The organism is Aquirhabdus sp., assembly GCF_046462495.1.
GTDB lineage: Bacteria > Pseudomonadota > Gammaproteobacteria > Pseudomonadales > Moraxellaceae > Aquirhabdus.
The window spans coordinates 64,546-86,863 of the sequence record NZ_JBKGVE010000008.1 but is presented as its reverse complement, the minus strand read 5'-3'; the positions used below and the strand labels follow the sequence as shown (position 1 = coordinate 86,863).

Here is a 22,318-nt window from a genome sequence, read left to right as displayed (position 1 = left end):
CAATAGCCTTCTATTGATCATAGGTTTCGCCGCATTTCAATCCGCATCAGCGGAATTGACTAGTATGAGTGATCAAGATCTCTCTGCTGCAACTGGACAATCACTCTACACTTCAAATTACATTGCACCAGGGCAAAGCGGCAACAACAATCGCGTTGATGGCAGCAGCACTGCAAACGTTGGCTTTTATCGTCTTGGCCTTCAGGCCACCTTGGATTTGAATCTCAATGCGCAATCTATCCAACTGGGTTGTGGCGGTGTGAATGGGCCGGGTTGTGATATCGATTTATCCAATGTCAGCTTATCTGGACTCAATCAGGTCAATGGAAGCTATGCAGGCTCTGATGCAACCTTAAAAAATCCTTTTATTGAATTTGCAATTAAAAATCCGATGACGCTATCTACACGCGAGATCGTTGGTTTCCGTCTAGGTGCGGCTGAAGCATTAGGTCTATTATCGGTAGGAACAAATGGTGACTTATCAACACCAACCGATGATACGGGTATACGCTCTCTAAGCGGTGATATTGGCATTCAAGTGACCAATGCAACACTCACAGATGTGCGTGCGTGCACACTTATTATCTTGTGTCTCCCCCTGACAGGAAAAGGAACAGCTAATGTTGCCGGTTACAGTACTGTGCTCACCCCTCAAAGGGCATCAACGTTCAATTTAGGTCCGATGACAGCAATCACGAGCCCTAATTTATTGAGTTTGACATTAAGAAACGTCAATGTGAATGACATTCCTTATGCGACTGTACATCAACTGCAGATTTCCAAGCCCGATGGTACACCAACCAATGATTTATCTCTGTCCTTGCAAAGGGCGCCGATTACCTGGCAAAAACTCAGTACCGGTGATTTCTCTAGTGTAACCGCACAAAAGGGATGGTGGATCTCCGTTCCACAGGCTCAATTTAATAATTTGGTCATCACTCAGCCCGTTACAGTTGATGCAATTGGTGCGGTATTAGGGGCGATCATCAACACCCCAGTCAACCTCAATCCAATCGACCTAGGGCAAATTCCTGCTCATAATTGCTATGGCAATTTAAAATTCTGCTAATTAATCAGTATTGATAAAGTGATTATCAAATAGAACGCAGCACCCACTTCAGATCATCACCGACAGGCGTCACGCTCACCGTCTGCCAACGAATTTGCTCGCTCATTTGTAAAAAAGGTAAATCAAACATCGGGCGGGCTAATGAACCCAGTAATGTCGGTGCAAGATAAACAATCAACTCATCCACAAGCCCAGCCGCAATAAATGCACCGGATAACGTTGCCCCAGCTTCAACTAAAACATCGTGAATTTGTTTTTTTTGTTCGAGTTCATCCAAAAGCAACGCTAGGGATTGATATTGCCAGCACTCGACGGATTCTTGCAGCCTCGATTCTTCTGGGCTTAAAGTAACGACCAACACCGAATCGGGATCTTTTAAGATTTGGGCGTTAACTGGCATACGCTGATGTCTATCAAGAACAACGCGAAGCGGCTGAGGAATAGTCTCTAGTGGAGTCCCATCCGAAACCTGCCGAACATTCAGCAAGGGATCGTCTGCGATTACCGTCCCGATCCCTGTAATCACCGCGCCACTCATGGCGCGATAGTGCTGTACATCCAAGCGCGCAGCAGAGCCCGTAATCCACTTGGATTCACCAGACGACATTGCAGTACGACCATCTAAACTTGCAGCAACTTTCAAACGCACATAAGGACGCTGGCCTGCCATGGTTTGCAAAAAACCAGCGTTCAATGCTCGCGCCTCGGCTTCGCAAACGCCTACACGTGTTGCTATACCTGCGGCTTCAAGCCTCGCAAGCCCCTGACCCGCCACTTGGGGGTTAGCGTCCAGCGTCGCCATGACCACACGTGAAACTCGTGCAGCAATCAGTGCATTTGCACAAGGCGGTGTTCGTCCAAAATGCGAACACGGCTCCAAGGTGACATAAGCCGTTGCCCCGACCGCCAAATCTCCAGCAGCACGTAACGCAAACACCTCAGCATGGGGCTGCCCTGCTTTAGGGTGAAAGCCCTCACCAATCACCTTGCCATCTTTGACCAATACACAGCCCACGGCAGGATTAGGGCGTGTTGTATACAAGCCTCGTTTAGCAAGGCTAAGGGCTAGTTGCATCCAATGCTGATCTTGTTTGTCTTCTTCTACAGAGCGTTCTAAACGTGATGACTCGCTCACTGTGAGCTCCTCATCTGATCAATCGCCTGACGGAAAGCATCCACATCTTGAAAATCACGATAAACCGATGCGAATCGCACATATGCAACATGATCCAGATCGTACAACGCTTCCATGACCGCCTCACCAATTAATCGAGAAGGGACTTCGCGCTCGCCTAAACTACGCAACTTTTGGCTGATCTCTGAGAGTGTTGTATCTATCTGATCCAGACCAACTGGGCGTTTTTGTAGTGCATGCTGGAGGGAACGCTTGAGCTTAGCCTCATCAAAAGGTTCATAACGACCATTTGATTTAATCACGCGCGGCATCACCACATCATAGGTTTCAAATGTGGTGAAACGCTCGCTACATGTGGTGCATTCACGTCGCCTACGAATCTGCCGACCTTCCGCCGCTAAACGGGAGTCAATGACTTTACTATCTGGCGCATTACAAAAAGGACAATGCATAACGATCCGCACAACGACTAAAAATATGGCGCTTAGTTTAGCAAAAAACACCGCTAAAAAAACTGACCTCTCTCACTACAAAGACCAAAGTCTTTTTTATACAAGCCAAAGTCCCATCAATAGATGATGTATATTAAAATGAAAGTTCAAAGCAAAAAAATGAGAGCCGAAGCTCTCATTTTTCTAAATATAACGTCAGTATCAAAGATTACTCAATACGTTCGCCATGTTGTGACACATCCAAACCTTCGCGTTCGTCTTCTTCTGAAACACGCAGTCCGATGATAACGTCAACGATTTTCAGCAAGATCAGGGTCATTACACCGCTATAGATGAGGGTAGTCAGAACCGCTTCACCTTGGATGAGGAGCTGGTCAATAACTGGTTTAGGATCTGAACCAGTTACCGCTTTGGTCACGAATACTGCTGTGAGCAAGGCACCAACGATACCACCAACCGCATGCACACCGAAGGCATCCAATGAGTCATCCGCTTTCAGGATGCGTTTGAGACCAGTTGCGCCCCAGAAACAAGCGACACCAGCAACAAGACCAATCACTAAAGAGCCACCGACACCCACAAAACCAGATGCTGGAGTAATTGCGACCAAACCTGCAACCGCACCTGAAGCACCACCGAGTACTGAAGCATGGCCACGGACCAAACGTTCAGCCAACAACCAACCAATCACAGCAGCTGCAGTCGCAACTTGAGTTACAACCATCGCCATGGAGGCACGCGCATCGGCAGCAAGTTCACTACCCGCGTTAAAGCCGAACCAACCCACCCACAGCAAACTCGCACCGATCACAGTGAGTGACAGGTTGTGAGGTGCCATTGGCTCTTTGCCCAGACCCAAACGACGACCCAATACATAAGCAGCTACCAGACCTGCGATACCCGCGTTGATGTGCACAACGGTACCACCAGCGAAGTCCAACGCACCTTTTGCAGCCAACCAGCCTTGACCATGCCAAACCCAGTGACAAATCGGTGAGTAAACAACCAAGCTCCACAAGGCAATGAACACCATGAATGCAGAGAACTTCATACGCTCAGCAAATGCACCGCTCATCAATGCAGCAGTGATGATCGCAAAAGTCATTTGGAAAACCATGAACAACATTTCAGGAATGGTTGTTGCCGAGCCACCTGAAGGCGTCCAGATTTGATCAATGGCAACGCCATTCATAAGCACACGGTCCAGTCCACCGATGTAGGGAGCCCAAAACGAGCTTGTGGAGGTACCGAAGGCTAGAGAATAACCAACAACAACCCAAACAACGGTCACAACTGCTGTAGCCGCAAAGCTATGCATCATCGTACCCAAAACGTTTTTACGACGAACCATACCACCGTAGAACAATGCCAAACCAGGAATGGTCATCAGCAGAACCAGTGCAGTAGAAGTTAACATCCACGCGCTGTCACCCTTATCAATTTTTGGCGCTGGCGCTGGAGTCGCCGCAGCAGCAGGTGCTGGTGCTGCAGTCGCCGCAGGTGCAGATGCAGCAGATTCTGCTGGAGCAGACGCTACAGCAGTCGCCGCTGGCGCAGATGCCTCATCAGCCATAGAGACCGTCGATGTGAGTAGGGCGCCAGCTAAGCCTAGCGCAAGCAATACTTGTTTCATAAAGGTGTTCCCCTGTGCAATATCAATATAAGTGGCAAAATTTTATTCAAAGCAATAGCGATCAGTTAAAAATGCAATAACGACATTTACTTATCCATTAAGCTCGGTCTGAACAAGCTTGCTGGACTAATTTTTTGCTTTAAACCGCTTCTGGTCCGGTTTCGCCAGTACGGATACGGATCACTTGTTCAAGATTGCTGACAAAAATTTTGCCGTCGCCAATCTTGCCTGTACTCGCAACACGTGTAATCGCTTCAACGGCTTGTTCAACCATTTCGTCACGAATTGCGATATCAATTTTTACCTTAGGCAAAAAATCGACAACATACTCTGCCCCACGATAGAGTTCTGTATGACCCTTCTGACGACCAAATCCCTTGACCTCAGTCACGGTAATCCCCTGCACACCAATATCAGATAACGCCTCACGGACATCATCTAATTTGAACGGCTTGACAACGGCAGTTACTAATTTCATTGTAAAACTCCTTTGTGCTTAACATATGATGTATATCGAACATGTACTAATGATGTTAAAAGAAAACACATACCTACTTTGCTATTCAAAAACCGTACCAGACTGATATTGCAAAGAGCAAATACCGTAAAAATTCAGACATACGGTGACTTACTCCAGAAAAAAAACTTACAAAAACGACCACCTAACACAAGCAATTGCTTAAAACTCGACTAAAATGACCTCCACTAAAATTGATCTCTTAGCACAACGTAAACCGGTAGATTATATAGCGACCCATAATTGTGCAGTTATATAGGATATACACGTTTTACAATATGATTGAACCACACCTATATGCGTGATCAAAACCTTTTTTCGAAAAATGATTCTTTATCACCCATGCTTTTCAATATGCTAATCTCGGCAAGATGAATTGATAGCAATGTTTATTAACGGATTTTAAGTCACACTAACCAAAAATGCGCACTTTTACTCAAACGCATCATATCAGGGCGAAATAGCACCATGTTAGAGCAACTACTCCAAGTCGTTTCAGAACAAATTAGCGCACCCAAAGCCGATTTTGAAAAAAACCTGCGTGCATGGCTGAGCGGAACACTAGATCGATTAGAGATTGTCAGCTATGAAACTTTCATGCGACAAGAACAACAACTCATTGCCGCGCAACAAGCGATTAAAACTTTGGAGCAGCAAGTTACCGCTTTAGAACAGCAGATTGCACAGGGAAAAGGGGTTCAAGAAAACAAGACTGAATCTCAGATGAAATAATCATTCATCCATAAGACCCTAATAGATTCGGTGAGTATGACTATGTCATTTGCGCAAGTATGGAGTAGAGCGGTTATGGGGCTGAATGCTCCGACCGTCCAAGTGGAAACTCACTTAAGCCAAGGACTGCCCGCCCTGACGATTGTTGGATTACCTGAGGCGGCAGTCCGAGAAAGCAAGGACCGCGTCCGTTCTGCAATCTTAAATTCAGGATTTAAATTCCCTCAGCGGCGTTTGACCATTAACCTTGCGCCTGCAGATTTACCCAAAGAAGGCAGTCGGCTAGATTTACCCATCGCTCTCGGGGTGCTGGCTGCGACGGGTCAACTCTCCATAGATGCATTAAACAACCGTGAATTCATTGGTGAATTGGCACTTAATGGTGACTTACGCACGGTTAATGGCGTTCTTGCGGTAGCGCGCGCCACTCATCTTGCCCAGCGTGAACTTTTTTTACCCCATGCAAATGCCATTGAGGCTGCGAGAATTAACGGCTTAACCGTTTGGGGAGCGCCCAATTTAGCAGCATTATGTGCACATTTAGAGGGAACCACCTTACTTACGGCCACCCCAAAACCTAAACCGCAAGTCTCAAATGCACCATTATTGGACATGGCGGATATAAAAGGGCAACACCGAGCAAGGCGCGCTTTAGAAATCGCAGCGGCTGGGGGTCACTCTATTTTATTCTCAGGCCCCCCAGGAACGGGCAAGACACTACTTGCATCAAGGCTACCAAGCATCTTGCCGCCACTCACCGATGAAGAGAGTCTGGAAGTCGCCAATATCTATTCGATAGCAAGTTCGCAACACCCTTTTGGGCTGCGTCCCTTCAGAGCCGTTCACCACACAACTTCTGCTGTGGCACTTGTTGGGGGTGGTTCTCAACCGAGACCCGGTGAGATTACTTTAGCTCATCATGGCGTTCTGTTTCTTGACGAACTCCCTGAATTCGATCGTAAGGTACTTGAGGTCTTACGCCAGCCGATAGAATCCAATGAAGTCGTGATTTCTCGTGCTGCACGTCAAGTTACCTTTCCAGCCAAATTCCAATTGGTTGCGGCTATGAATCCCTGTCCTTGTGGTTATGCTAGCGATACAACCACGCGCTGTACTTGTACGACGGACATGATTAGCCGTTATCGCGCCAAATTGTCAGGCCCACTCTTGGATCGTATCGACTTACATATTGAGGTTCCCGCTATACCCGCCAGTGACTTACAACAAACACAAGCCGGTGAAAACTCTGAAACTGTCCGCAAGCGGGTCTTTGCGGCACGGGATCGCCAGCTCAGTCGTCAGCAAGGTACTAATCAATCCTTAACCCCAACTCAGCTGGACAAATTCGTCCCCTTAGGTGAACCTGAGCAAAAGCTGATGCAAATGGCTCAAACTCGCCTAGCTTTATCTGCTCGGGCCTATCACCGGGTTTTACGCGTCGCGCGCACCATTGCAGACCTTGCCAATAGTGTAGATGTCCGTTCGCCACATCTCACAGAAGCACTAGGTTATCGTGGATTTGAGCAATAGTGCTAATGACTGATTGAAGCCCTACTTCACGATATAAACTTGAACGCTGTAAACCCTTTACGAAAATTTACACCGAATCAAATGTCAGAAGCATATGATCGTTTTCACCCTTTTCTAGGAGCCCCACCATGCCTGAGAATGACGCAGCACAGACCCATTTTCCGCTACTTCTGCTCCCTGGTTTTATGTTGAATGAACACCTCTGGGATGATATCCAAGACGGTCTTTCAGAGCTTAGAACGCTACACTTCGGCAACATCACGCAAGATGACTCGATTGCAGCTATGGCCGAACGCGTTTTGGAGCATGCGCCCGCAGAATTTACACTGGTTGGATTTTCAATGGGCGGCTATGTTGCCCAACACGTTTATCGATTGGCGCCTCAGCGTGTTAAAGCTTTGATCCTTATGAATACGTCGGCTCACCAACAAACCGAACTTGAAGTTGCCCGCACACAATCACAAGTGGAACTCGCCAAATCCGTTCCCTTCAAAGGTCTGACCCGTCGTGCACTTGCCGCCTCTGTCGCACCTGATCGTGCTGGCGACCAAGTGCTCCTAGCTCGATTACAAACCATGGCACTTACGAATGGTAAAGATGTTTTTATTCGCCAGTTATCGGCACTACGAGACGATGGTTACGCTCACTTAGATAAAGTTCAATGTCCAACGCTGATCATTGCCAGTCAACATGATCAAATGCGCAGCGTTGCAGAGTCACAGCAAATGGCAGACCTCATTCCCAACTCAAAGCTGGTCGTCTTTGAAGAGGCTGGGCATATGACGCCATTAGAAGCACCAGAACTCGTTTTGCAAACGCTGACTGAGTGGCTAAAAGACGCTCCATAACACTGCAATCAAGTGCTCAATGGATTGAGCAATTTCCTAAGATATAAATACTGATTAACGTTAAGTAATCAGTACTTTAGCCTGCAATTCTGCTAAGCCCTCACGCATTTTGATCTGAAGTTCATCTGTTAACGTATGGACGTCGTGATTTCCGATTGGAATCGATGCAAGGGGCAATATATGCGCCTTGACTTTACTACGTCCCAAAACATCCTGAATATGCGTTCCAAAAGACATATCGCCGATATAGGGCATAACTGTATCTAGCCGCCCATCAGGTCCTTGATAGCATAGAATCAAAGGCTGTACCGATGTACATGTGTCAACCGCAGCGGCTAATAGCTTGCTATGCAAACGACGAATTTCTCGACCATCCGTGGTTGTTCCTTCCGGGAAGAACAATACGGGCATTTTCTGGCGTAAAAAACCCGCCATTTGCACGGCAACCGCATTGGCATCGCCCGACCCCCGCTGAATGAATAACGTCCCCCCCGCTTTTGCCAAACGTCCAATGACGGGCCAACTGGCAACCTCAGCTTTGGATAGGAAGAAAACAGGAGCCGCTGAACCAATCACAGGGATATCCGTCCATGAAATGTGGTTACTGACCCATAGCGCATGATCTGTCGGCATTTCCCCATGAATTTGCACGTCGATGGCCAAAGCACTGCACAGTTTTTTGCATACGTCACGAATAACGCGCGGATGATGCGGTTGGTTTGGTTTGGTTAATGCCCCACTAACCCCCGCGGCATAGAAGCCTTGACTGACCGCTACCAGCAACCCGCTTGAGCGTAGGATTCTTCGAATTTGACGAACAACTTGTGTCGGTAAAGTACTTGCAGAAAAAATACGATCATCAGTAGGCTTGGACATAAACACTCTCAAAAAAAACCTGTGCAACCAAACCATTCATATTCAACATCATATTTATGTTTGTATTTGGCTCTAAAAAACATTCAAAAAAATTAAAACAGCATAAAATCTTGCGCAACATTAGCCGATCTACATCCAACTTGCAAAAATATAAATGATCCTTGCTCTACATAACTGCCGAGCAATAAAAGACCTCAGTGGCAAGCAAGCTTGCTCATGAGGTCTTTTGTCAAAAAATCAAAAGTCTCAAATAACTTCAGAGGCTTAAGCCGCAGTAAGTCGCTCGCGGTATTTTGAGGTCATTTGCGACACAGATAGCCAGATCAGGATATCCGCGCAATGAAAAACAGGATCAAAACAGGCTTGCGTCCCCAACTGTGCATTCATACGCAAATACGTTTTCAATAAGGTCGGTAGTTCTGGGGGCTGAGCGGTGATCGGTGTCGGCAGTGCACGCCGCGCTCGGACATGAAAGGCAAGGCGTTGTTCTTCGGGTAAGCTATTCAACCATCCCTGACAATCGCCCATACCCAAAGGTACAGACGCACAACCAATAACTGTTTGGGTATTCCAAAGCATTGCAATCTCATAGACCCCTTGCCACAAGGTCTGGATAGCACGCATAGACGAATAATCTGGCGCTACACAGGTACGCCCAATCTCAAGTACATTGCCTTCTGTCGCATTTAAGGCATCATGCAGATCAAACTCTTGCTCACTGTAAAACCCACCAGCAAGACATGCACGCTCACGATCTAATAACCGAGTCGTCGCGACTAGTTGCTCGCCATCAAAGACCATCAAATGTGCACAAAAGCCATCAAAACGGTCCTGATCCAGACCGCTTTCAAAGGTCATGCCAAAAGCAGGACCGAATGCATTCGCACGTAAGCGCTGAACGCGTTGGACATCTTCTGTGCTTTCCGCCAATCGCACAGTAAGCGATTGTACTGGTTTAGCTTTTTTCATATTATTAACAGTCATATTGTTAGAACTAGGACTGACTAAAATGTTTGGCATGAACGTAGCTCACTACAACAGGCTAACATTTAATTATAGTCAGTATATCTTGCAATTTGATGAAAGCCTGATTGCAAAACTGTGGTGATCGGTTCGTATTATATACCAAGAACGCCAATATGCAGCAGTTCACAGCACTCAGGCCTTATGATCCATATGGAAAAGATAATATCGCCATTCGATCACTTTATGCAGCGGTTAAATTCAAGTCAAGCTAGACATGGTATACTGACAGCGTATAAGCAACTTGTTTAATACCCGCATTTATATCGCTAAACCAATCCATGTGTTTAATCTGCACATGACTGAGTTGCTGTCTTTAGCAGACCCTTAATGTAAAAGAAAGCCTTTTTGCTTTTAGAACTCTATGGAAATGTATGGAACTGTTTGACCGACCGAGTGGTGGCGAACGCGCACTGCTGGTTCACCTCAATATCTATCATATCGACAGTCAAGACATTGAGGAATTTCGCCTGCTTGCACAATCCGCAGGTGCCGAAATTATCGATTTGATAACAGGCTCACGGCAAAAGCCCGATGCCAGACTGTTTGTTGGAAAAGGGAAAGCGGAAGAAATTCAGCAATATGTTGTTCAGCACGACATTGATCTCGTGATCTTTGATCATACATTAACGCCCGCCCAAGAACGCAATTTAGAAAAAATCTTCCAATGCCGTGTGGTGGATCGCACGGGTTTGATTCTGGATATTTTTGCTCAACGTGCCCGAACTTTTGAAGGGAAACTGCAAGTTGAACTGGCTCAGCTTGATCACCTTTCCACACGTCTTGTGCGTGGCTGGACCCACCTTGAGCGTCAAAAAGGCGGGATCGGACTACGCGGTCCAGGAGAAACTCAGCTCGAAACCGACCGCCGTTTGCTGCGTGTTCGTGTTGGTCAGCTTAAAGAAAAACTGGATCGTGTTCGTCAAACCCGCAAACAGGGTCGTGCCGCACGTCAAAAAGCCGATATTCCCACCCTCTCACTGGTCGGTTATACCAATGCGGGAAAATCTACCCTATTTAATCGACTTGCAGATAGTGACGTCTATGCGGCAGACCAACTCTTCGCCACATTGGACCCCACCTTACGTCGCCTAGATTGGCAGGGTTTAGGTTCTCTGGTACTGGCAGATACCGTTGGTTTCGTCAGACACCTCCCCCATGCGCTCGTCGAATCATTCCGCGCAACGCTGGAAGAAACGTTAGAAGCGGACTTGCTCCTGCACGTGATTGATCAAAGTAGCCCAGACCGCGATGAACAAATTGATGCAGTGGAAGCGGTACTCCATGAAATTGGTGCTGAAGTGCCGATTCTGCGGGTTTATAACAAAATTGATGTGAGCGGTGATGCCCCATCATTACATGAAGGCGAACCCAATGTACCTGATCGCGTCTATGTGTCCGCCCATAGTGGTGCGGGTTTAGACTTGCTTAAACAAGCCGTTCATCAGCGTTTAGCTGTCGGCAAAGTCTCAACCTTTCACTTAACACTGCCCGTTTCAGCAGGGCGTCTGCGCAGTCAACTCTATCGCTTAGGGGTCATCCAAACCGAAAATACTTTGGATGATGGTGCCGCAGAACTGACCATCAACTTGTCTACCCCCGCACTCGCACGTTTACTGGCTGAGTCTCATATCGATCCAGACCTCATCTTACCCGAAGAAGAAGCCGTACTGTTCAGACGTACACTTGAACACTTTGAGCAAGAGAAAGTGAGACAGGATCAAGAAAAACGAGCGGACTTGCTCAACAATGGCATGGTCAATCAAGATGACGAGGATGAGTTCAATCACTCTGAAGCCTCACTCAATCACGAGATCTCCGATGTCCGACATTGATTCAACCCCTCCTAACGATATCGGTCATCAATATCTGAACCAGACGCATAAAGACACCCATATCATTGATGATGATGAGGTGCCATCCCCTGCACCCGCAACCATAGACTTGCCAATGCTGGCTTTCGTGGTCCTGATCATCATCATCACCCGTGAATGTTGTGTTTGGGCAATGGGTTTATTGGGCTACAAAAATTTAGGGAATCTGGTCGGGCTCTTTTTACTGCTCGGCGCAGCCCTTTGTTATCGCCACTTTAAAGGTCAAATCCCGCACCGCTTTGTTGTTGCAAACTCGCGAATCTTAAAAGAAAGTCTCTTTGCTTTTTTACCCATTTGTGCTGGTGTCGGCATTCTGCTGTTAAACCTCGGCAATGAAGGCATCAAGATCGTCATGATTATGCTGATCAGTACGTTGATCCCGATGTGGCTGTATGCATATTTAGCAAAGCGGTGGTTATGATGGAATTTACAACAACTCATTTTTCTACGACGACTTTACTGTGGATCGGCTTTGCACTCACCCTGATTGGCTATATCTCAGCCAAGTTACTCAATCAGCGCTTCCCTAAACTGCCTCTAGTCGTGATCGCCATTGTGTTTGTTTCAGGCTTACTGGCACTTTGCCACTGGCAATATCAATCTTATGCCGATGCTGTTGCACCGCTATTTAATCGTCTTTTAGGCTATGCCACCGTGGCACTGGCTATTCCTTTAGCAACGATTCGCTTTGATGAGCTTCCGATCAAACGACTTTCGCTTCTTCTGGGAATTGCAACGCTGATGGGCGGTTTGTTGCCAATGTCGATTGCTTATGGATTACATCTGTCTGAACCCACCATCCTTGCTTTTGCAACACGCGCAGTAACCACACCCATTGCACTCAATGTCGCGACCCTAATTCACGCACCACTGACACTCGCCAGTTTTATTGTGATTTTTTCAGGACTGGTCGGTGCAGCACTATCGCCTCTGATTTTACGTAATCTCAATGATGAGCGCGCCGCAGGGTTTGCACTCGGTCTGGCAGCGCATGCCATCGGTACGGCTCAAGCTTGGCAGAGAAGTCCTGTTGCGGGTGAATATGCGGCGTTTGGCATGGCCGTTAACGGGGTTGTAACTGCTTTTTGGGTCATTTGCGTTTTCTCATAGTCCATTTTGAGTTCTTTTTCATAATTTTTTAAAACAAATCAATTTATCACGTCATCTTTATGTGTGATTTTAATGAATGTTTTGTGGTATTTATTGAAACTCAGCTATGATTACGATGAGCTCTCACGTTACCATCTGGTTATGCGTTTAGATGCATGATCTTAAACTATATTCCCTCCCCATGAGCTCAAGGATGAACACATGAACACAGCCTTCCGCACCGCTTCCAACAGTTTTTTTCTGGGTGCGTTGCTATGCTTATCTCAAATCAGTCATGCAGAGAGTTCCGACATTTCAGGAACCTGGCGTAGCATTGATGATAAAACGGGGTATGCAAAATCACTGATTAAAATCGAAAAAAACACCAATGGGCTGTATAGCGGTAAAATTATTAAAGTCCTGTCTCATGCTGGCTATAAGCCTGAAGAGTTTTGTATTGATTGCCCCGCCCCATTTACTGGCAAACCCATTGAAGGTCTGAATGTCTTGACTGGGCTCAAAGCAAACCCCAGCGAAGAAGGCTTATATGATGGCGGAAAAATTCTCGATCCGCTCAGTGGTCATATTTACAGCGCTAAAATTAAGCTGAATAACGATGGGAAAAAACTGGTTATTCGCGGTTTTATCGGTTTTTCACTGCTGGGTCGCAGTCAAACTTGGTATCGCGAAGATAAAGCGGCCGAATAACGAGATACACCAGATATAAAAATATTGAAGATGGACAACAAAGCGTCATGCTGTTGTTCATCCTTTTATGTTAATTTGTGTGTACGCCGATAGATAACTAAATATTAAACATGCGTTCGCCACAATTTTTGCTGCAATATTTACAGCGTACACTCATCTGGCAGATTTTCAAAAATCACAAGCGCTTGGTGAGCGGTATTGCTCTGAGTTTGATGTTAGTGTCGTTTTTAAGCGCCTATTTCATCTCGCCTTACTGGACCGTCTGCAAATTAGAACAAGATCTTTATAGTCAAGATACCCATAAACTCCAAGAGAAAATCCCTAAGCAACTGCTGGCGCATCTTGCGATCAATCCCCATCCCGATCATCAATGGCAGGGTGCAGGCAAAAATTACCTAAAGCACATTCTGCCCAAACTCTATAGTGACATTGATCCATATGCATGGTTATCTGTGCAAGCGCAGGTTTTAAGCAAAGAGCGACATCATCAATATTATCAACACTATTTCAATCACTACGCATTAGAACTTGGGGAAAATCGGGATCAACTACGTTTTGAACTGGTCCGCGATCACATCCTCAATTGGCGTGTTGAGCGGATTTGCTACCCGAGTCCACAGCCCGATCGCGTCTCAAACCGTTGTCCATCTTCTAATCGATAAGCAATCAGACTACCGCCCCAGACACAACCACCATCCAAAGCGATCATTCGGGCCAAGGGCGCAGCACCTTCTAACGCCGCCCAATGCCCAAAAAGCACTTTTTCGGTACGAGGAACGACGGTCGGCCATGTAAACCAAGGCGAGAATCCCTTGGGCATGGGTGCATCTAGCCCTTCTTTGAAATCAAGCTCTAAGCGACCATCGCCATCAATCAAACGCATACGCGTGAAATAATTGGTAATCACTCGCAGCCGTTCAACACCCGTGAGCTCATCCGACCATTGATCGGGCTGATTACCAAACATATGAGCAAGATAACGATCGAGTTCAAGAAAAGTCCCTCGGAGTACCAAAGCCACTTCGAACGCCAGATGCTCCGCTTGTTCCGTCGTCCAAGTCGGTGGTAAACCAGCATGAGTCAGCACATAATCAGGATTTGGTCTTAGCAACAAAGGCTGTTTACGCAGCCAGTTCAAGAGTACGACTGCATCAGGTGCATCGAAAATCGGCGCTGTCCTGTCATTTTTTTTCAGTTTGTTAAACCCGCGCCAAACCGCAAGCAGATTAAGGTCATGATTACCCAAAACCGTATGGGCAACGCCAGACTCACATAACTGCTTGACTAGGCGCAATGTCGCCAGTGAATCCTCACCGCGTGCAACAAGATCCCCTGCAAACCACAGGTGATCCTGCTTTTCATCAAAATTGATTTCTTTAAGTAACGCTTGAGTCGCAGCAAAACACCCTTGCAAATCACCAATCACATAATTATAGCGCACAGGCATTATTGATCATTCCCTTCCAAATCGATGTCATCGTTCAGAATCGTCTGAGCGCTTGAAGTACCATGCTCATCGACATAATCAGCCAAGGCTACAAAGTCAAAAATACTCAAGGTTTCAGGGCGTGCCATCGGGCTAATGCCTAATTGGGCAAAGCCGGCTTCATCCACTTGGCCCTTCAAGGTATTGCGCAAGGTTTTACGCCGTTGATTAAAGACTTGTGACACCAACGCTGCCAGTATCTTTTCATTGCGGGCTTGAATGGGTTTAACCGCATAAGGCTCTAGACGAAATACCGCACTGGTGACCTTAGGCGGTGGATTGAATGCTCCCGGCGGCACCTCAAATAAGAAGGTCGGCTTGCAATAGTACTGAATCATCACCGATAAACGCCCAAAATCCTTACTGGTTGGCTCTGCCACAATACGATCAACCACCTCTTTTTGCAGCATAAAATGCATGTCTTTCACCTGTGCACCATAGCGAATTAGATGAAAGAGCAAAGGGGTTGAGATGTTATACGGCAGATTACCAACCACACGCAAAGGTTGATCGAGCTTGATGATATTGGCAAAATCGAAGCGCAGTGCATCTCCTTCCACAATGGTCAGATGCTGCGGATGGCCCATCCGTGCGGGCAGTGTAGCGGCGAGATCACGGTCAAGCTCAAGGACAGTTAGGTGCTCAGAGGCGGCCAATAGCGGAGCAGTCAATGCGCCCATACCCGGTCCAATCTCAACGAGGTTATCCCCAAGTCGAGGCGCAACTGCCTGCACGATACGTCCAATCACGCGTTGATCATGCAAAAAATTCTGCCCAAAACGCTTCCGTGCTTTATGACCTTTTAATTCAGGTTCAGCGAAGAGCAAGGCATCGCTATCAAAAGCATCAGTTTCGGACATAGGATTTCTCAGGACTTATAAATTTAACCAAGTGCGTATTCTATAGAACTAGGAAAGAAAATGGGGGGCTATTCGGTTAAACAAGTTTTGACTGTTTATAACATCTCTTAGTGATGAGCATTCGCCAAATCATTTGCCAACTGCACCGCCACCACCAAACTTCCCGCCTCAGCTCGACCCGTACCGGCCAAATCAAGTGCAGTACCATGATCGACTGAGGTTCTAATAAAGGGTAAACCCAAGGTGATATTAACGGCCTCACCAAAACCAAGCGCCTTGAGCACGGGTAAACCTTGGTCGTGGTACATCGCCAATACAGCGTCTGCGTCCTTTAATAAACGTGGGGTAAATAAGGTATCCGCAGGCAACGCATGCCCTACATCAATGCCTTGCGCTCGAAACTCGGCGAGCACGGGTTCAATCACCTCAATTTCTTCGCGGCCTAAATAGCCCCCTTCACCCGCATGAGGATTGAGCCCACACACCAGTATCTTAGGCTGAGCAATCGCAAATTTTGTACGCAGGTCATGGATCAAAATGGTCAGAATCTGAGTCAGTAATGCAGATGTAATGGCATCCGGTACTGCACGAAGGGGCAAATGCGTCGTTGCGAGTGCGACACGCAATGTCCGCGTCGCCAGCATCATAACCACTTTCGCGACACCCGCTCTTTCCTGAAAATACTCAGTATGCCCACTAAACGCAATGCCCGCCTCATTAATGACTGACTTCTGTACGGGTGCCGTCACGACACCTGCTGCTCGTCCCTGCAGACAAGCATCGGCAGCAACCGAAAGCTGCTCTAGAACATAAGGCGCATTTAAGGAATTTAACTGACCATCCACGACTGATACGCGTAACGGTACGGGGCGGATGTACAGACTGCCTATCGGTGCTGGGGTCTCCTGCCCCATATAGTCAATCAAGTTCACGTCTAAACTTAATTTTCGCGCACGACGCAGCATCAGAGCAGGATCAGCAAGCACGACGAGCGGACGATCAATGCGCTGTCCAAATGGAAGTGCTGCGAGCGCCAAGGTGATGTCAATCCCAATCCCTGCTGGCTCGCCTGTGGTGAGGTAAAGCGGTAAAATCGGCGAACTCATTTTGCACCCATCACAATAAACATCGAATATCCCCATTATAACGCCTGTTAACCCTCAACAAATCGAACTAAAGGTTACTTTCCTACAAAAGAAATCGGTGATTTGGCATAAAATTGGTTGTCAAGTCGCCAATAGTTCCCTATAATTCGCGGTCTGTTTTGAGAGCCCCGTAAACTCTCTCACACACCTTATAAAGGCATTCATGCAATGAAAACTATCAGCGCAAAGCCAGAAAACGTCACACGCGACTGGTTTGTCGTCGACGCAAACGGCAAAACCCTCGGTCGCATCGCGACTGAAATCGCGAGTCGTCTGCGCGGCAAGCACAAACCTAGCTACACACCGCACGTCGATACAGGTGATTACATCATCGTTATCAACGCGGACAAAGTACAAGTTACTGGCAAAAAAGCTCAGGACAAAATGTACTATCGCCACAGTGAATTCCCAGGCGGCTTGAAAGAAACCAACTTCACCAAGTTGATCGCTCATAAGCCTACTGATGTTCTTCATCGTGCTATCAAAGGCATGCTTCCAAAAGGTCCTCTTGGCTTTGCCATGATCACCAAACTGAAGCTATATGCAGGTGCAACACACCCGCATGAAGCACAACAACCACAAGTTCTGGAACTGTAAGCCATGACTACACAACGTAATTACGGCACTGGTCGCCGCAAGACCGCTACCGCTCGTGTGTTCCTGTCTCCAGGTTCAGGCGCGTTGACCATCAACAACAAAACGCTCGATCAATATTTTGCACGTGAAACTTCACGTATGATCGTTCGTCAACCACTTGAGTTGGTTGATGGCATCGCAAAATACGACATTTTCGTTACCGTAAAAGGCGGCGGCATGAGCGGTCAAGCGGGTGCAATTCGTCACGGGATCACTCGTGCACTGTATGCATCTGACGAAACGCTGAAAACTGCACTGCGTCAAGCTGGTTTTGTTACCCGTGATGCGCGTGAAGTTGAACGTAAGAAAATCGGTCTACGCAAAGCGCGTAAACGTCCTCAATACTCAAAACGTTAATTTCTCGATTATCGTTTTGGTTATTCCACAAACCCCGACATTGTTCGGGGTTTGTTGTTTTTTAAGGATGGGATAATCAACCGAAGCCTTCCTCAATTCATGCCACGACAAGCATAGCTTTCCTAATCATTTATACTTAACATTGAGATTCATATATATGCATGAAATCTGCCCGATTTTTGCATAATCTGTTTTGCTGCAATTCTTCTGCAGTAAAGGTTAAGCAATAATGTCCTGTAGGAGTGTTTTATGAGTCGCGATTTGGATGCCGAAGTCGTCAATGTCAGTCGGCGTCGCATGCTCATTGGAACCACTGCTGCCATGGGCGCGGTTGGTGTCGTTGCAGCACTAACCCCTTTTGTTGAATCATGGAACCCCAGCGCTCGCGCTCGGGCTGATAGTGCGCCCGTCTCTCAAGATATCAGCGCGCTTGAGGCGGGCCAGATGATCGTGATCGAATGGCAAAAGAAACCCATTTATGTCGTCCGCCGCACGGATGATATGCTGTATAACCTCTCCATCAATGATCCAATATTACGCGATCCGGAATCTGCTGAATCCAAGCAACCGGATTATGCTAAAAACGAGTATCGTTCTCGTGATCCACATATTCTGGTCATGGTTGCCGTCTGTACCCACTTAGGCTGCGCCCCAAACTACCGACCTGAAATTGGCGTCCCAGAGCTAAGTACCGACTGGGTTGGTGGTTTTTTCTGTGCCTGCCATGGTTCTAAATATGATTTAGCCGGTCGTGTTTTTCAGGATGTACCTGCTCCGCGCAATATGGAAATTCCCAAACATAAATTGGTGGGCAATATCCTGACCATTGGCGAGGATGCATAATGACTGCTTTGACTAAAATCAGTAAAAAAATCTTGTCATGGATTGATGCCCGCTTCCCGCTCACATCAACCTATAAAAAACATATGTCTCAGTACTATGTACCAAAGAATCTCAATATTTGGTATATCTTCGGCGTGCTCTCAATGATGATGCTGGTGAATCAGCTCGTCACTGGCATTTGGCTGACCATGATGTACAACCCCAGCAGTGGCGGCGCTTTTGATTCGATTGAATACATCATGCGCGATGTTGATGCCGGTTGGCTAATTCGCTATATGCACTCAACCGGGGCATCCATGTTGTTTATTGCAGTCTATCTGCATATGTTTCGCGGATTACTCTACGGTTCGTATCAAAAACCACGTGAACTGGTCTGGTTCATTGGCATGGGATTATTTGTCTGCTTGATGGCCGAAGGTTTTTTTGGCTATCTGCTGCCTTGGGGTAATATGTCCTATTGGGGCGCGCAAGTCATTCTGAATCTGCCCGCGGCTGTGCCAGAAGTCGGTGATTCACTATCGACTTGGGTACGCGGTGATTTCACCATCTCAGGCATTACCCTCAATCGTTTCTTTGCGTTGCACGTCGTTGCGCTCCCCCTGTTATTATTGATTTTATTGGTGATGCATATCATCGCGCTACATCATGTCGGTTCGAACAATCCTGACGGCATCGATATCAAAAAGCTCAAAGATAAAAAAGGCATTCCACTGGATGGCATTCCTTTTCACCCCTACTACACCGTGCACGATCTGGTTGGTGTCGTGGTGTTTTTAATCCTCTTCTTTAGCATCGTGTTCTTCTTCCCCACAGGTGGGGGCTACTTCTTAGAGCCAGCAAACTTTGAACCGGCCAATCCGTTAAAAACGCCCGTTCACATTGCCCCAGTCTGGTATTTCACCCCTTTCTACGCCATTTTAAGGGCAATCCCCGATCAACTGGGCGGTGTAATTGCTTTGGCTGGTGCAGTCGCCATTCCATTCTTGTTGCCCATCCTTGACCGATCGCCAGTGAAGTCGATGCGCTACAAAGGAAGACTGTCACGGATTGCACTGGGTATCTTTGTTGTCAGCTTTCTCGTTCTAGGCATTCTGGGCATGACGCCCGCCGATCATCCGATTATTCCTTTTATCAATAATCAGTTACTTGCCCAGTTCTTTACCCTTTTGTATTTTCTATACTTTCTACTCATGCCTTTTTATACCGGAGCGGAAACCTACCGATTGCCTCCAGATCGCGTTACAGGAGGTCGAAAATGAAGATCACAAACGTTAAGTATCTATTTCTTCCTACCCTGACGTTATGCGGTGCATTCCTTATAGCAGGCAGTGCCGCACATGCTGAAAACTGCGGTACATTCACAACGCCTGATCCTGCACATCCCGGTCGGTTGATCCACCATGACTATGCCTGTCAGGCAGCACCGATTGACATCACAAATCAAGCCTCACTCAAGCGCGGTGCTGAGTTGTTTATGACCACATGTGTAAGCTGTCATTCTCTGAAATATCTACGCTATGAACGTATGGCAACTGATCTTGCACTCTCTCCTGAACAGATCAAAACATACATGGCGCTGACCAATTCTAAGATTTACGACGGAATCGATGCGAAAACCGATGCAGAAATGCAAAAGAAAGCCTTTGGTGTTGCGCCACCGGATCTAAGCCTAGAAGCGCGTTCGCATGGTCCAGATTGGATTTATACTTATTTACTCAGTTTCTATCCCGATAATAAACGGCCATTGGGCTTTAATAATAAAGTGATTAAAGATGTTGCTATGCCCAACGTATTGGCAGGTCTGCATCAGCAACTTGGGGATAAAGCATTCGCAGCTCAAGTTGCTGATCTGGTGAATTTCTTAAACTATGCCTCAGAGCCCAAACAACACGTGCGCAAAATTTACGGCCTCTTTGTCATCGGATTTTTACTGCTGTTTTTAATTCCTGTGTATCTATTGAATAAAGAATACTGGAAAGATGTGAAGTAACTTTTTTTGCAAAAAAAAGAGCTGTATGCATATCCAGCTCTTTCTGAATCAGCAACGCTCGAATCCCCTTTAATCCGAACGCTTAATTTTTCCCGCTGCAACGGCCTTCATAAACACCGCATAGTCCGCCTCATTACGATCGGCATAGGCTACGGCATAGTGCTGCATAGTTTCAATAAAGCGATCACTCTTTCCTAAATAACCCGTGATCACGGCAGGATTGCCGGCCTTGCCATGCGCATGTGCGAGCGCCATACCACAGCTTTTGGCATATTCCATGAGATACGTGCCATCCATCTCTTCGATATCAATCGACATCTTCATATCACGCAATTGACGCACATAGTAGTTGGTTTTGACCCGCCCACTGGATGCCCAGCCCAAGAAAATGTCACTGGCCGCTTGCATCATATGCTGTCCATGCACCACTCGCGCACCTTGATTGGCGTAATGCACAGGCACAAAATCCGCCAGCACAGATCGGCGTGCCTCTTTCATTTGTAGAATCAATGGCTCAGTGCCATTTTTTTCAGAATCCGCACTTTCAAACATGGCAACGGCACAGCGGGTTCCCACACTGCCCACACCAACGACCTTAATAGCAATATCGGTTAAGCGATAGCGATCAAATAACGTTTGTCGATCTTCAGGCAAGCTCTCCCGATAGCGTTCAAAAAAAGGACGCACACCCGCAGCAAAGGGATCCCCCTCTTTGGGATGAAAAATTAAAGGTGGCTCGTCAATGAACTTTCTTTTTCCGTCTCCATTCACCTCAGTCCATTTGGGTACGACGGCTTTGCTGGTATTGTGCCGCGCCTCAGTCATTTTGGTCGCACGAATTTTACGGGTTTTACGACTTTCCGTCGCTGCGAGTACATCCTTGGCGTCGACGCTTTGATACCAGACTTCAAGTGGAGAGAAATTGGTCATCTGTTGTAGATAGTCGCGATAAGACTCCATGACGATACGCACGGCCTGCTGAGCCTCATTTGCAGACAAGGATATCTCGCGTGCTGCAATCACAAAACTGGTTGCAAGACGTTTAAGGTCCCATTCGAAAGGACCTACAATTGTTTCATCAAAGTCATTAATCCCAAACAATAAATGTCGTTCTGGACTCGCAAAACCGCCGAAATTAAGCAGGTGACAATCGCCACATATTTGTAAAAATAAACCACTATGGGGTTCTCGCCCCAGATCCATCGCCATTGCCAGCGGTAAGCCACGAAAAAACGTGAATGGGGAGATCGACATGCGTCTGGCGCGTACCGGCATCAATGCGGGTAAACGCCCAATGTTTGAAGCGCGATACACGGACAATAAATTAAAATTTCGGGGACGTGGTGAAATCTCAGTTAAAACCTGCCGCGATACTTGTTTGCGCTGTGCACGACCCAGCGCAAGATTTGCTTCGCGATCCAATAATCTTCCCATAGGACTATGTGCGGTCATATCCAAAATATGCGGAAAATCTTTTGCAACTGCGTCAAAATCAATTGCGCTTTCTTGCTGCAG

23 protein-coding genes and 1 pseudogene are annotated in these 22,318 nt (G+C 47.0%); 14 read left to right on the top strand and 10 right to left on the bottom strand.

All coding sequences use genetic code 11. The features are described 5' to 3' along the window. Positions 1 to 64 precede the first annotated feature (64 nt). Positions 65 to 1,069: a hypothetical protein gene (locus ACLHG7_RS10290; RefSeq protein ID WP_410210941.1), complete on the top strand. Its 1,005-nt coding sequence runs from the start codon at positions 65 to 67 to the stop codon at positions 1,067 to 1,069. A 25-nt stretch (positions 1,070 to 1,094) separates the two neighbouring features. Here the strand turns inward: ACLHG7_RS10290 and ribD are convergent, their stop codons facing one another. The 4 genes from ribD to glnK form a co-directional block, all read right to left on the bottom strand. Beyond that, entirely contained in the window at positions 1,095 to 2,204 is a 1,110-nt protein-coding gene (ribD, locus tag ACLHG7_RS10285; protein WP_410210940.1) for a bifunctional diaminohydroxyphosphoribosylaminopyrimidine deaminase/5-amino-6-(5-phosphoribosylamino)uracil reductase RibD, read from the bottom strand. After that, entirely contained in the window at positions 2,201 to 2,656 is a 456-nt protein-coding gene (gene nrdR / locus ACLHG7_RS10280) for a transcriptional regulator NrdR (RefSeq protein WP_114897933.1), read from the bottom strand. Before nrdR ends, ribD begins: the two co-directional genes overlap by 4 nt. 208 nt (positions 2,657 to 2,864) lie before the next feature. After that, entirely contained in the window at positions 2,865 to 4,289 is a 1,425-nt protein-coding gene (locus ACLHG7_RS10275) for an ammonium transporter (RefSeq protein WP_410210939.1), read from the bottom strand. Positions 4,290 to 4,428: 139 nt separating this feature from the next. After that, on the bottom strand, positions 4,429 to 4,767 hold the full coding sequence (gene glnK / locus ACLHG7_RS10270) for a P-II family nitrogen regulator (protein WP_114897931.1): 339 nt from the start codon (positions 4,765 to 4,767) through the stop codon (positions 4,429 to 4,431). A gap of 507 nt (positions 4,768 to 5,274) precedes the next feature. On the opposite strand from glnK, the gene ACLHG7_RS10265 reads away from it, so the two are divergent. The 3 genes from ACLHG7_RS10265 (at position 5,275) to ACLHG7_RS10255 (ending at position 7,916) form a co-directional block, all read left to right on the top strand. Next, positions 5,275 to 5,538 carry an accessory factor UbiK family protein gene (locus tag ACLHG7_RS10265; RefSeq protein WP_410210938.1) on the top strand — a complete coding sequence of 88 codons (264 nt, stop codon included), beginning with the start codon at positions 5,275 to 5,277 and terminating at the stop codon, positions 5,536 to 5,538. A gap of 42 nt (positions 5,539 to 5,580) precedes the next feature. Beyond that, positions 5,581 to 7,068: a YifB family Mg chelatase-like AAA ATPase gene (locus tag ACLHG7_RS10260; RefSeq protein WP_410210937.1), complete on the top strand. Its 1,488-nt coding sequence runs from the start codon at positions 5,581 to 5,583 to the stop codon at positions 7,066 to 7,068. A gap of 128 nt (positions 7,069 to 7,196) precedes the next feature. Continuing rightward, the gene (locus tag ACLHG7_RS10255) at positions 7,197 to 7,916 is read left to right on the top strand and encodes an alpha/beta fold hydrolase (RefSeq protein ID WP_410210936.1); all 720 of its coding nucleotides are present in this window, start codon (positions 7,197 to 7,199) and stop codon (positions 7,914 to 7,916) included. 60 nt (positions 7,917 to 7,976) lie between these two features. On the opposite strand, the gene ACLHG7_RS10250 is transcribed toward ACLHG7_RS10255, so the two are convergent. Both ACLHG7_RS10250 and ACLHG7_RS10245 read right to left on the bottom strand, forming a co-directional pair. After that, the gene (locus tag ACLHG7_RS10250; protein WP_410210935.1) at positions 7,977 to 8,792 is read right to left on the bottom strand and encodes a lysophospholipid acyltransferase family protein; all 816 of its coding nucleotides are present in this window, start codon (positions 8,790 to 8,792) and stop codon (positions 7,977 to 7,979) included. A 264-nt stretch (positions 8,793 to 9,056) separates the two neighbouring features. Then, complete coding sequence (locus ACLHG7_RS10245) at positions 9,057 to 9,761, bottom strand: GNAT family N-acetyltransferase (RefSeq protein ID WP_410210934.1); 705 nt, start codon at positions 9,759 to 9,761, stop codon at positions 9,057 to 9,059. A 428-nt stretch (positions 9,762 to 10,189) separates the two neighbouring features. On the opposite strand from ACLHG7_RS10245, the gene hflX reads away from it, so the two are divergent. The 5 genes from hflX (at position 10,190) to ACLHG7_RS10220 (ending at position 14,148) form a co-directional block, all read left to right on the top strand. Beyond that, positions 10,190 to 11,650, top strand: a complete 1,461-nt coding sequence (gene hflX / locus ACLHG7_RS10240; protein ID WP_410210933.1) for a ribosome rescue GTPase HflX — start codon at positions 10,190 to 10,192, stop codon at positions 11,648 to 11,650. Then, positions 11,637 to 12,110, top strand: coding sequence for a hypothetical protein (locus ACLHG7_RS10235; RefSeq protein WP_410210932.1), 474 nt, complete (start codon positions 11,637 to 11,639; stop codon positions 12,108 to 12,110). The genes hflX and ACLHG7_RS10235 overlap by 14 nt, the downstream gene beginning before the upstream one ends. Continuing rightward, positions 12,110 to 12,799 carry an LrgB family protein gene (locus ACLHG7_RS10230; protein WP_410211025.1) on the top strand — a complete coding sequence of 230 codons (690 nt, stop codon included), beginning with the start codon at positions 12,110 to 12,112 and terminating at the stop codon, positions 12,797 to 12,799. Before ACLHG7_RS10235 ends, ACLHG7_RS10230 begins: the two co-directional genes overlap by 1 nt. A gap of 201 nt (positions 12,800 to 13,000) precedes the next feature. Next, on the top strand, positions 13,001 to 13,486 hold the full coding sequence (locus ACLHG7_RS10225) for a DUF2147 domain-containing protein (protein ID WP_410210931.1): 486 nt from the start codon (positions 13,001 to 13,003) through the stop codon (positions 13,484 to 13,486). Between the two features lie 110 nt (positions 13,487 to 13,596). Then, positions 13,597 to 14,148: a hypothetical protein gene (locus tag ACLHG7_RS10220; RefSeq protein ID WP_410210930.1), complete on the top strand. Its 552-nt coding sequence runs from the start codon at positions 13,597 to 13,599 to the stop codon at positions 14,146 to 14,148. Here ACLHG7_RS10220 and ACLHG7_RS10215 read toward each other — a convergent pair. From ACLHG7_RS10215 to pdxA, 3 genes and pseudogenes are all read right to left on the bottom strand, one after another. Then, complete coding sequence (locus ACLHG7_RS10215) at positions 14,091 to 14,933, bottom strand: symmetrical bis(5'-nucleosyl)-tetraphosphatase (RefSeq protein WP_410210929.1); 843 nt, start codon at positions 14,931 to 14,933, stop codon at positions 14,091 to 14,093. The genes ACLHG7_RS10220 and ACLHG7_RS10215 overlap by 58 nt on opposite strands. A gap of 77 nt (positions 14,934 to 15,010) precedes the next feature. Continuing rightward, positions 15,011 to 15,832: pseudogene (rsmA, locus tag ACLHG7_RS10210) on the bottom strand (16S rRNA (adenine(1518)-N(6)/adenine(1519)-N(6))-dimethyltransferase RsmA); the annotation flags it as partial. A gap of 107 nt (positions 15,833 to 15,939) precedes the next feature. Further along, on the bottom strand, positions 15,940 to 16,926 hold the full coding sequence (pdxA, locus tag ACLHG7_RS10205) for a 4-hydroxythreonine-4-phosphate dehydrogenase PdxA (protein ID WP_410211024.1): 987 nt from the start codon (positions 16,924 to 16,926) through the stop codon (positions 15,940 to 15,942). Positions 16,927 to 17,145: 219 nt separating this feature from the next. On the opposite strand from pdxA, the gene rplM reads away from it, so the two are divergent. The 5 genes from rplM to ACLHG7_RS10180 all read left to right on the top strand — a co-directional run bounded on the left by rplM (position 17,146) and on the right by ACLHG7_RS10180 (position 20,803). Further along, the gene (rplM, locus tag ACLHG7_RS10200) at positions 17,146 to 17,574 is read left to right on the top strand and encodes a 50S ribosomal protein L13 (protein WP_114897920.1); all 429 of its coding nucleotides are present in this window, start codon (positions 17,146 to 17,148) and stop codon (positions 17,572 to 17,574) included. A 3-nt stretch (positions 17,575 to 17,577) separates the two neighbouring features. After that, the gene (gene rpsI, locus ACLHG7_RS10195) at positions 17,578 to 17,970 is read left to right on the top strand and encodes a 30S ribosomal protein S9 (RefSeq protein ID WP_114897919.1); all 393 of its coding nucleotides are present in this window, start codon (positions 17,578 to 17,580) and stop codon (positions 17,968 to 17,970) included. 249 nt (positions 17,971 to 18,219) lie between these two features. After that, positions 18,220 to 18,813: a ubiquinol-cytochrome c reductase iron-sulfur subunit gene (gene petA / locus ACLHG7_RS10190; RefSeq protein WP_410210928.1), complete on the top strand. Its 594-nt coding sequence runs from the start codon at positions 18,220 to 18,222 to the stop codon at positions 18,811 to 18,813. After that, positions 18,813 to 20,072, top strand: coding sequence for a cytochrome b (locus ACLHG7_RS10185; RefSeq protein WP_410210927.1), 1,260 nt, complete (start codon positions 18,813 to 18,815; stop codon positions 20,070 to 20,072). The genes petA and ACLHG7_RS10185 overlap by 1 nt, the downstream gene beginning before the upstream one ends. Beyond that, a complete protein-coding gene (locus tag ACLHG7_RS10180) occupies positions 20,069 to 20,803 on the top strand; it encodes a cytochrome c1 (protein ID WP_410210926.1) in 735 nt (244 codons plus the stop codon). The genes ACLHG7_RS10185 and ACLHG7_RS10180 overlap by 4 nt, the downstream gene beginning before the upstream one ends. Positions 20,804 to 20,872: 69 nt before the next feature. Here the strand turns inward: ACLHG7_RS10180 and ACLHG7_RS10175 are convergent, their stop codons facing one another. After that, complete coding sequence (locus ACLHG7_RS10175; protein WP_410211023.1) at positions 20,873 to 22,255, bottom strand: DUF2252 domain-containing protein; 1,383 nt, start codon at positions 22,253 to 22,255, stop codon at positions 20,873 to 20,875. Positions 22,256 to 22,318: the final 63 nt, after the last annotated feature.

Bases quoted from the DNA above. Each gene is read 5' to 3' on its own strand.
- glnK (WP_114897931.1), bottom strand. From the start codon at position 4,767: ATGAAATTAGTAACTGCCGTTGTCAAGCCGTTCAAATTAGATGATGTC.
- hflX (WP_410210933.1), top strand. From the start codon at position 10,190: ATGGAACTGTTTGACCGACCGAGTGGTGGCGAACGCGCACTGCTGGTT.
- ACLHG7_RS10260 (WP_410210937.1), top strand. From the start codon at position 5,581: ATGTCATTTGCGCAAGTATGGAGTAGAGCGGTTATGGGGCTGAATGCT.
- ACLHG7_RS10180 (WP_410210926.1), top strand. From the start codon at position 20,069: ATGAAGATCACAAACGTTAAGTATCTATTTCTTCCTACCCTGACGTTA.
- ACLHG7_RS10290 (WP_410210941.1), top strand. From the start codon at position 65: ATGAGTGATCAAGATCTCTCTGCTGCAACTGGACAATCACTCTACACT.
- ACLHG7_RS10230 (WP_410211025.1), top strand. From the start codon at position 12,110: ATGGAATTTACAACAACTCATTTTTCTACGACGACTTTACTGTGGATC.
- ACLHG7_RS10245 (WP_410210934.1), bottom strand. From the start codon at position 9,761: ATGAAAAAAGCTAAACCAGTACAATCGCTTACTGTGCGATTGGCGGAA.
- rpsI (WP_114897919.1), top strand. From the start codon at position 17,578: ATGACTACACAACGTAATTACGGCACTGGTCGCCGCAAGACCGCTACC.
- ACLHG7_RS10275 (WP_410210939.1), bottom strand. From the start codon at position 4,289: ATGAAACAAGTATTGCTTGCGCTAGGCTTAGCTGGCGCCCTACTCACA.
- ACLHG7_RS10250 (WP_410210935.1), bottom strand. From the start codon at position 8,792: ATGTCCAAGCCTACTGATGATCGTATTTTTTCTGCAAGTACTTTACCG.
- ACLHG7_RS10255 (WP_410210936.1), top strand. From the start codon at position 7,197: ATGCCTGAGAATGACGCAGCACAGACCCATTTTCCGCTACTTCTGCTC.
- ACLHG7_RS10235 (WP_410210932.1), top strand. From the start codon at position 11,637: ATGTCCGACATTGATTCAACCCCTCCTAACGATATCGGTCATCAATAT.
- rplM (WP_114897920.1), top strand. From the start codon at position 17,146: ATGAAAACTATCAGCGCAAAGCCAGAAAACGTCACACGCGACTGGTTT.
- ACLHG7_RS10175 (WP_410211023.1), bottom strand. From the start codon at position 22,255: ATGACCGCACATAGTCCTATGGGAAGATTATTGGATCGCGAAGCAAAT.
- ACLHG7_RS10220 (WP_410210930.1), top strand. From the start codon at position 13,597: ATGCGTTCGCCACAATTTTTGCTGCAATATTTACAGCGTACACTCATC.
- petA (WP_410210928.1), top strand. From the start codon at position 18,220: ATGAGTCGCGATTTGGATGCCGAAGTCGTCAATGTCAGTCGGCGTCGC.
- ACLHG7_RS10185 (WP_410210927.1), top strand. From the start codon at position 18,813: ATGACTGCTTTGACTAAAATCAGTAAAAAAATCTTGTCATGGATTGAT.
- nrdR (WP_114897933.1), bottom strand. From the start codon at position 2,656: ATGCATTGTCCTTTTTGTAATGCGCCAGATAGTAAAGTCATTGACTCC.
- ACLHG7_RS10215 (WP_410210929.1), bottom strand. From the start codon at position 14,933: ATGCCTGTGCGCTATAATTATGTGATTGGTGATTTGCAAGGGTGTTTT.
- ACLHG7_RS10225 (WP_410210931.1), top strand. From the start codon at position 13,001: ATGAACACAGCCTTCCGCACCGCTTCCAACAGTTTTTTTCTGGGTGCG.
- ACLHG7_RS10265 (WP_410210938.1), top strand. From the start codon at position 5,275: ATGTTAGAGCAACTACTCCAAGTCGTTTCAGAACAAATTAGCGCACCC.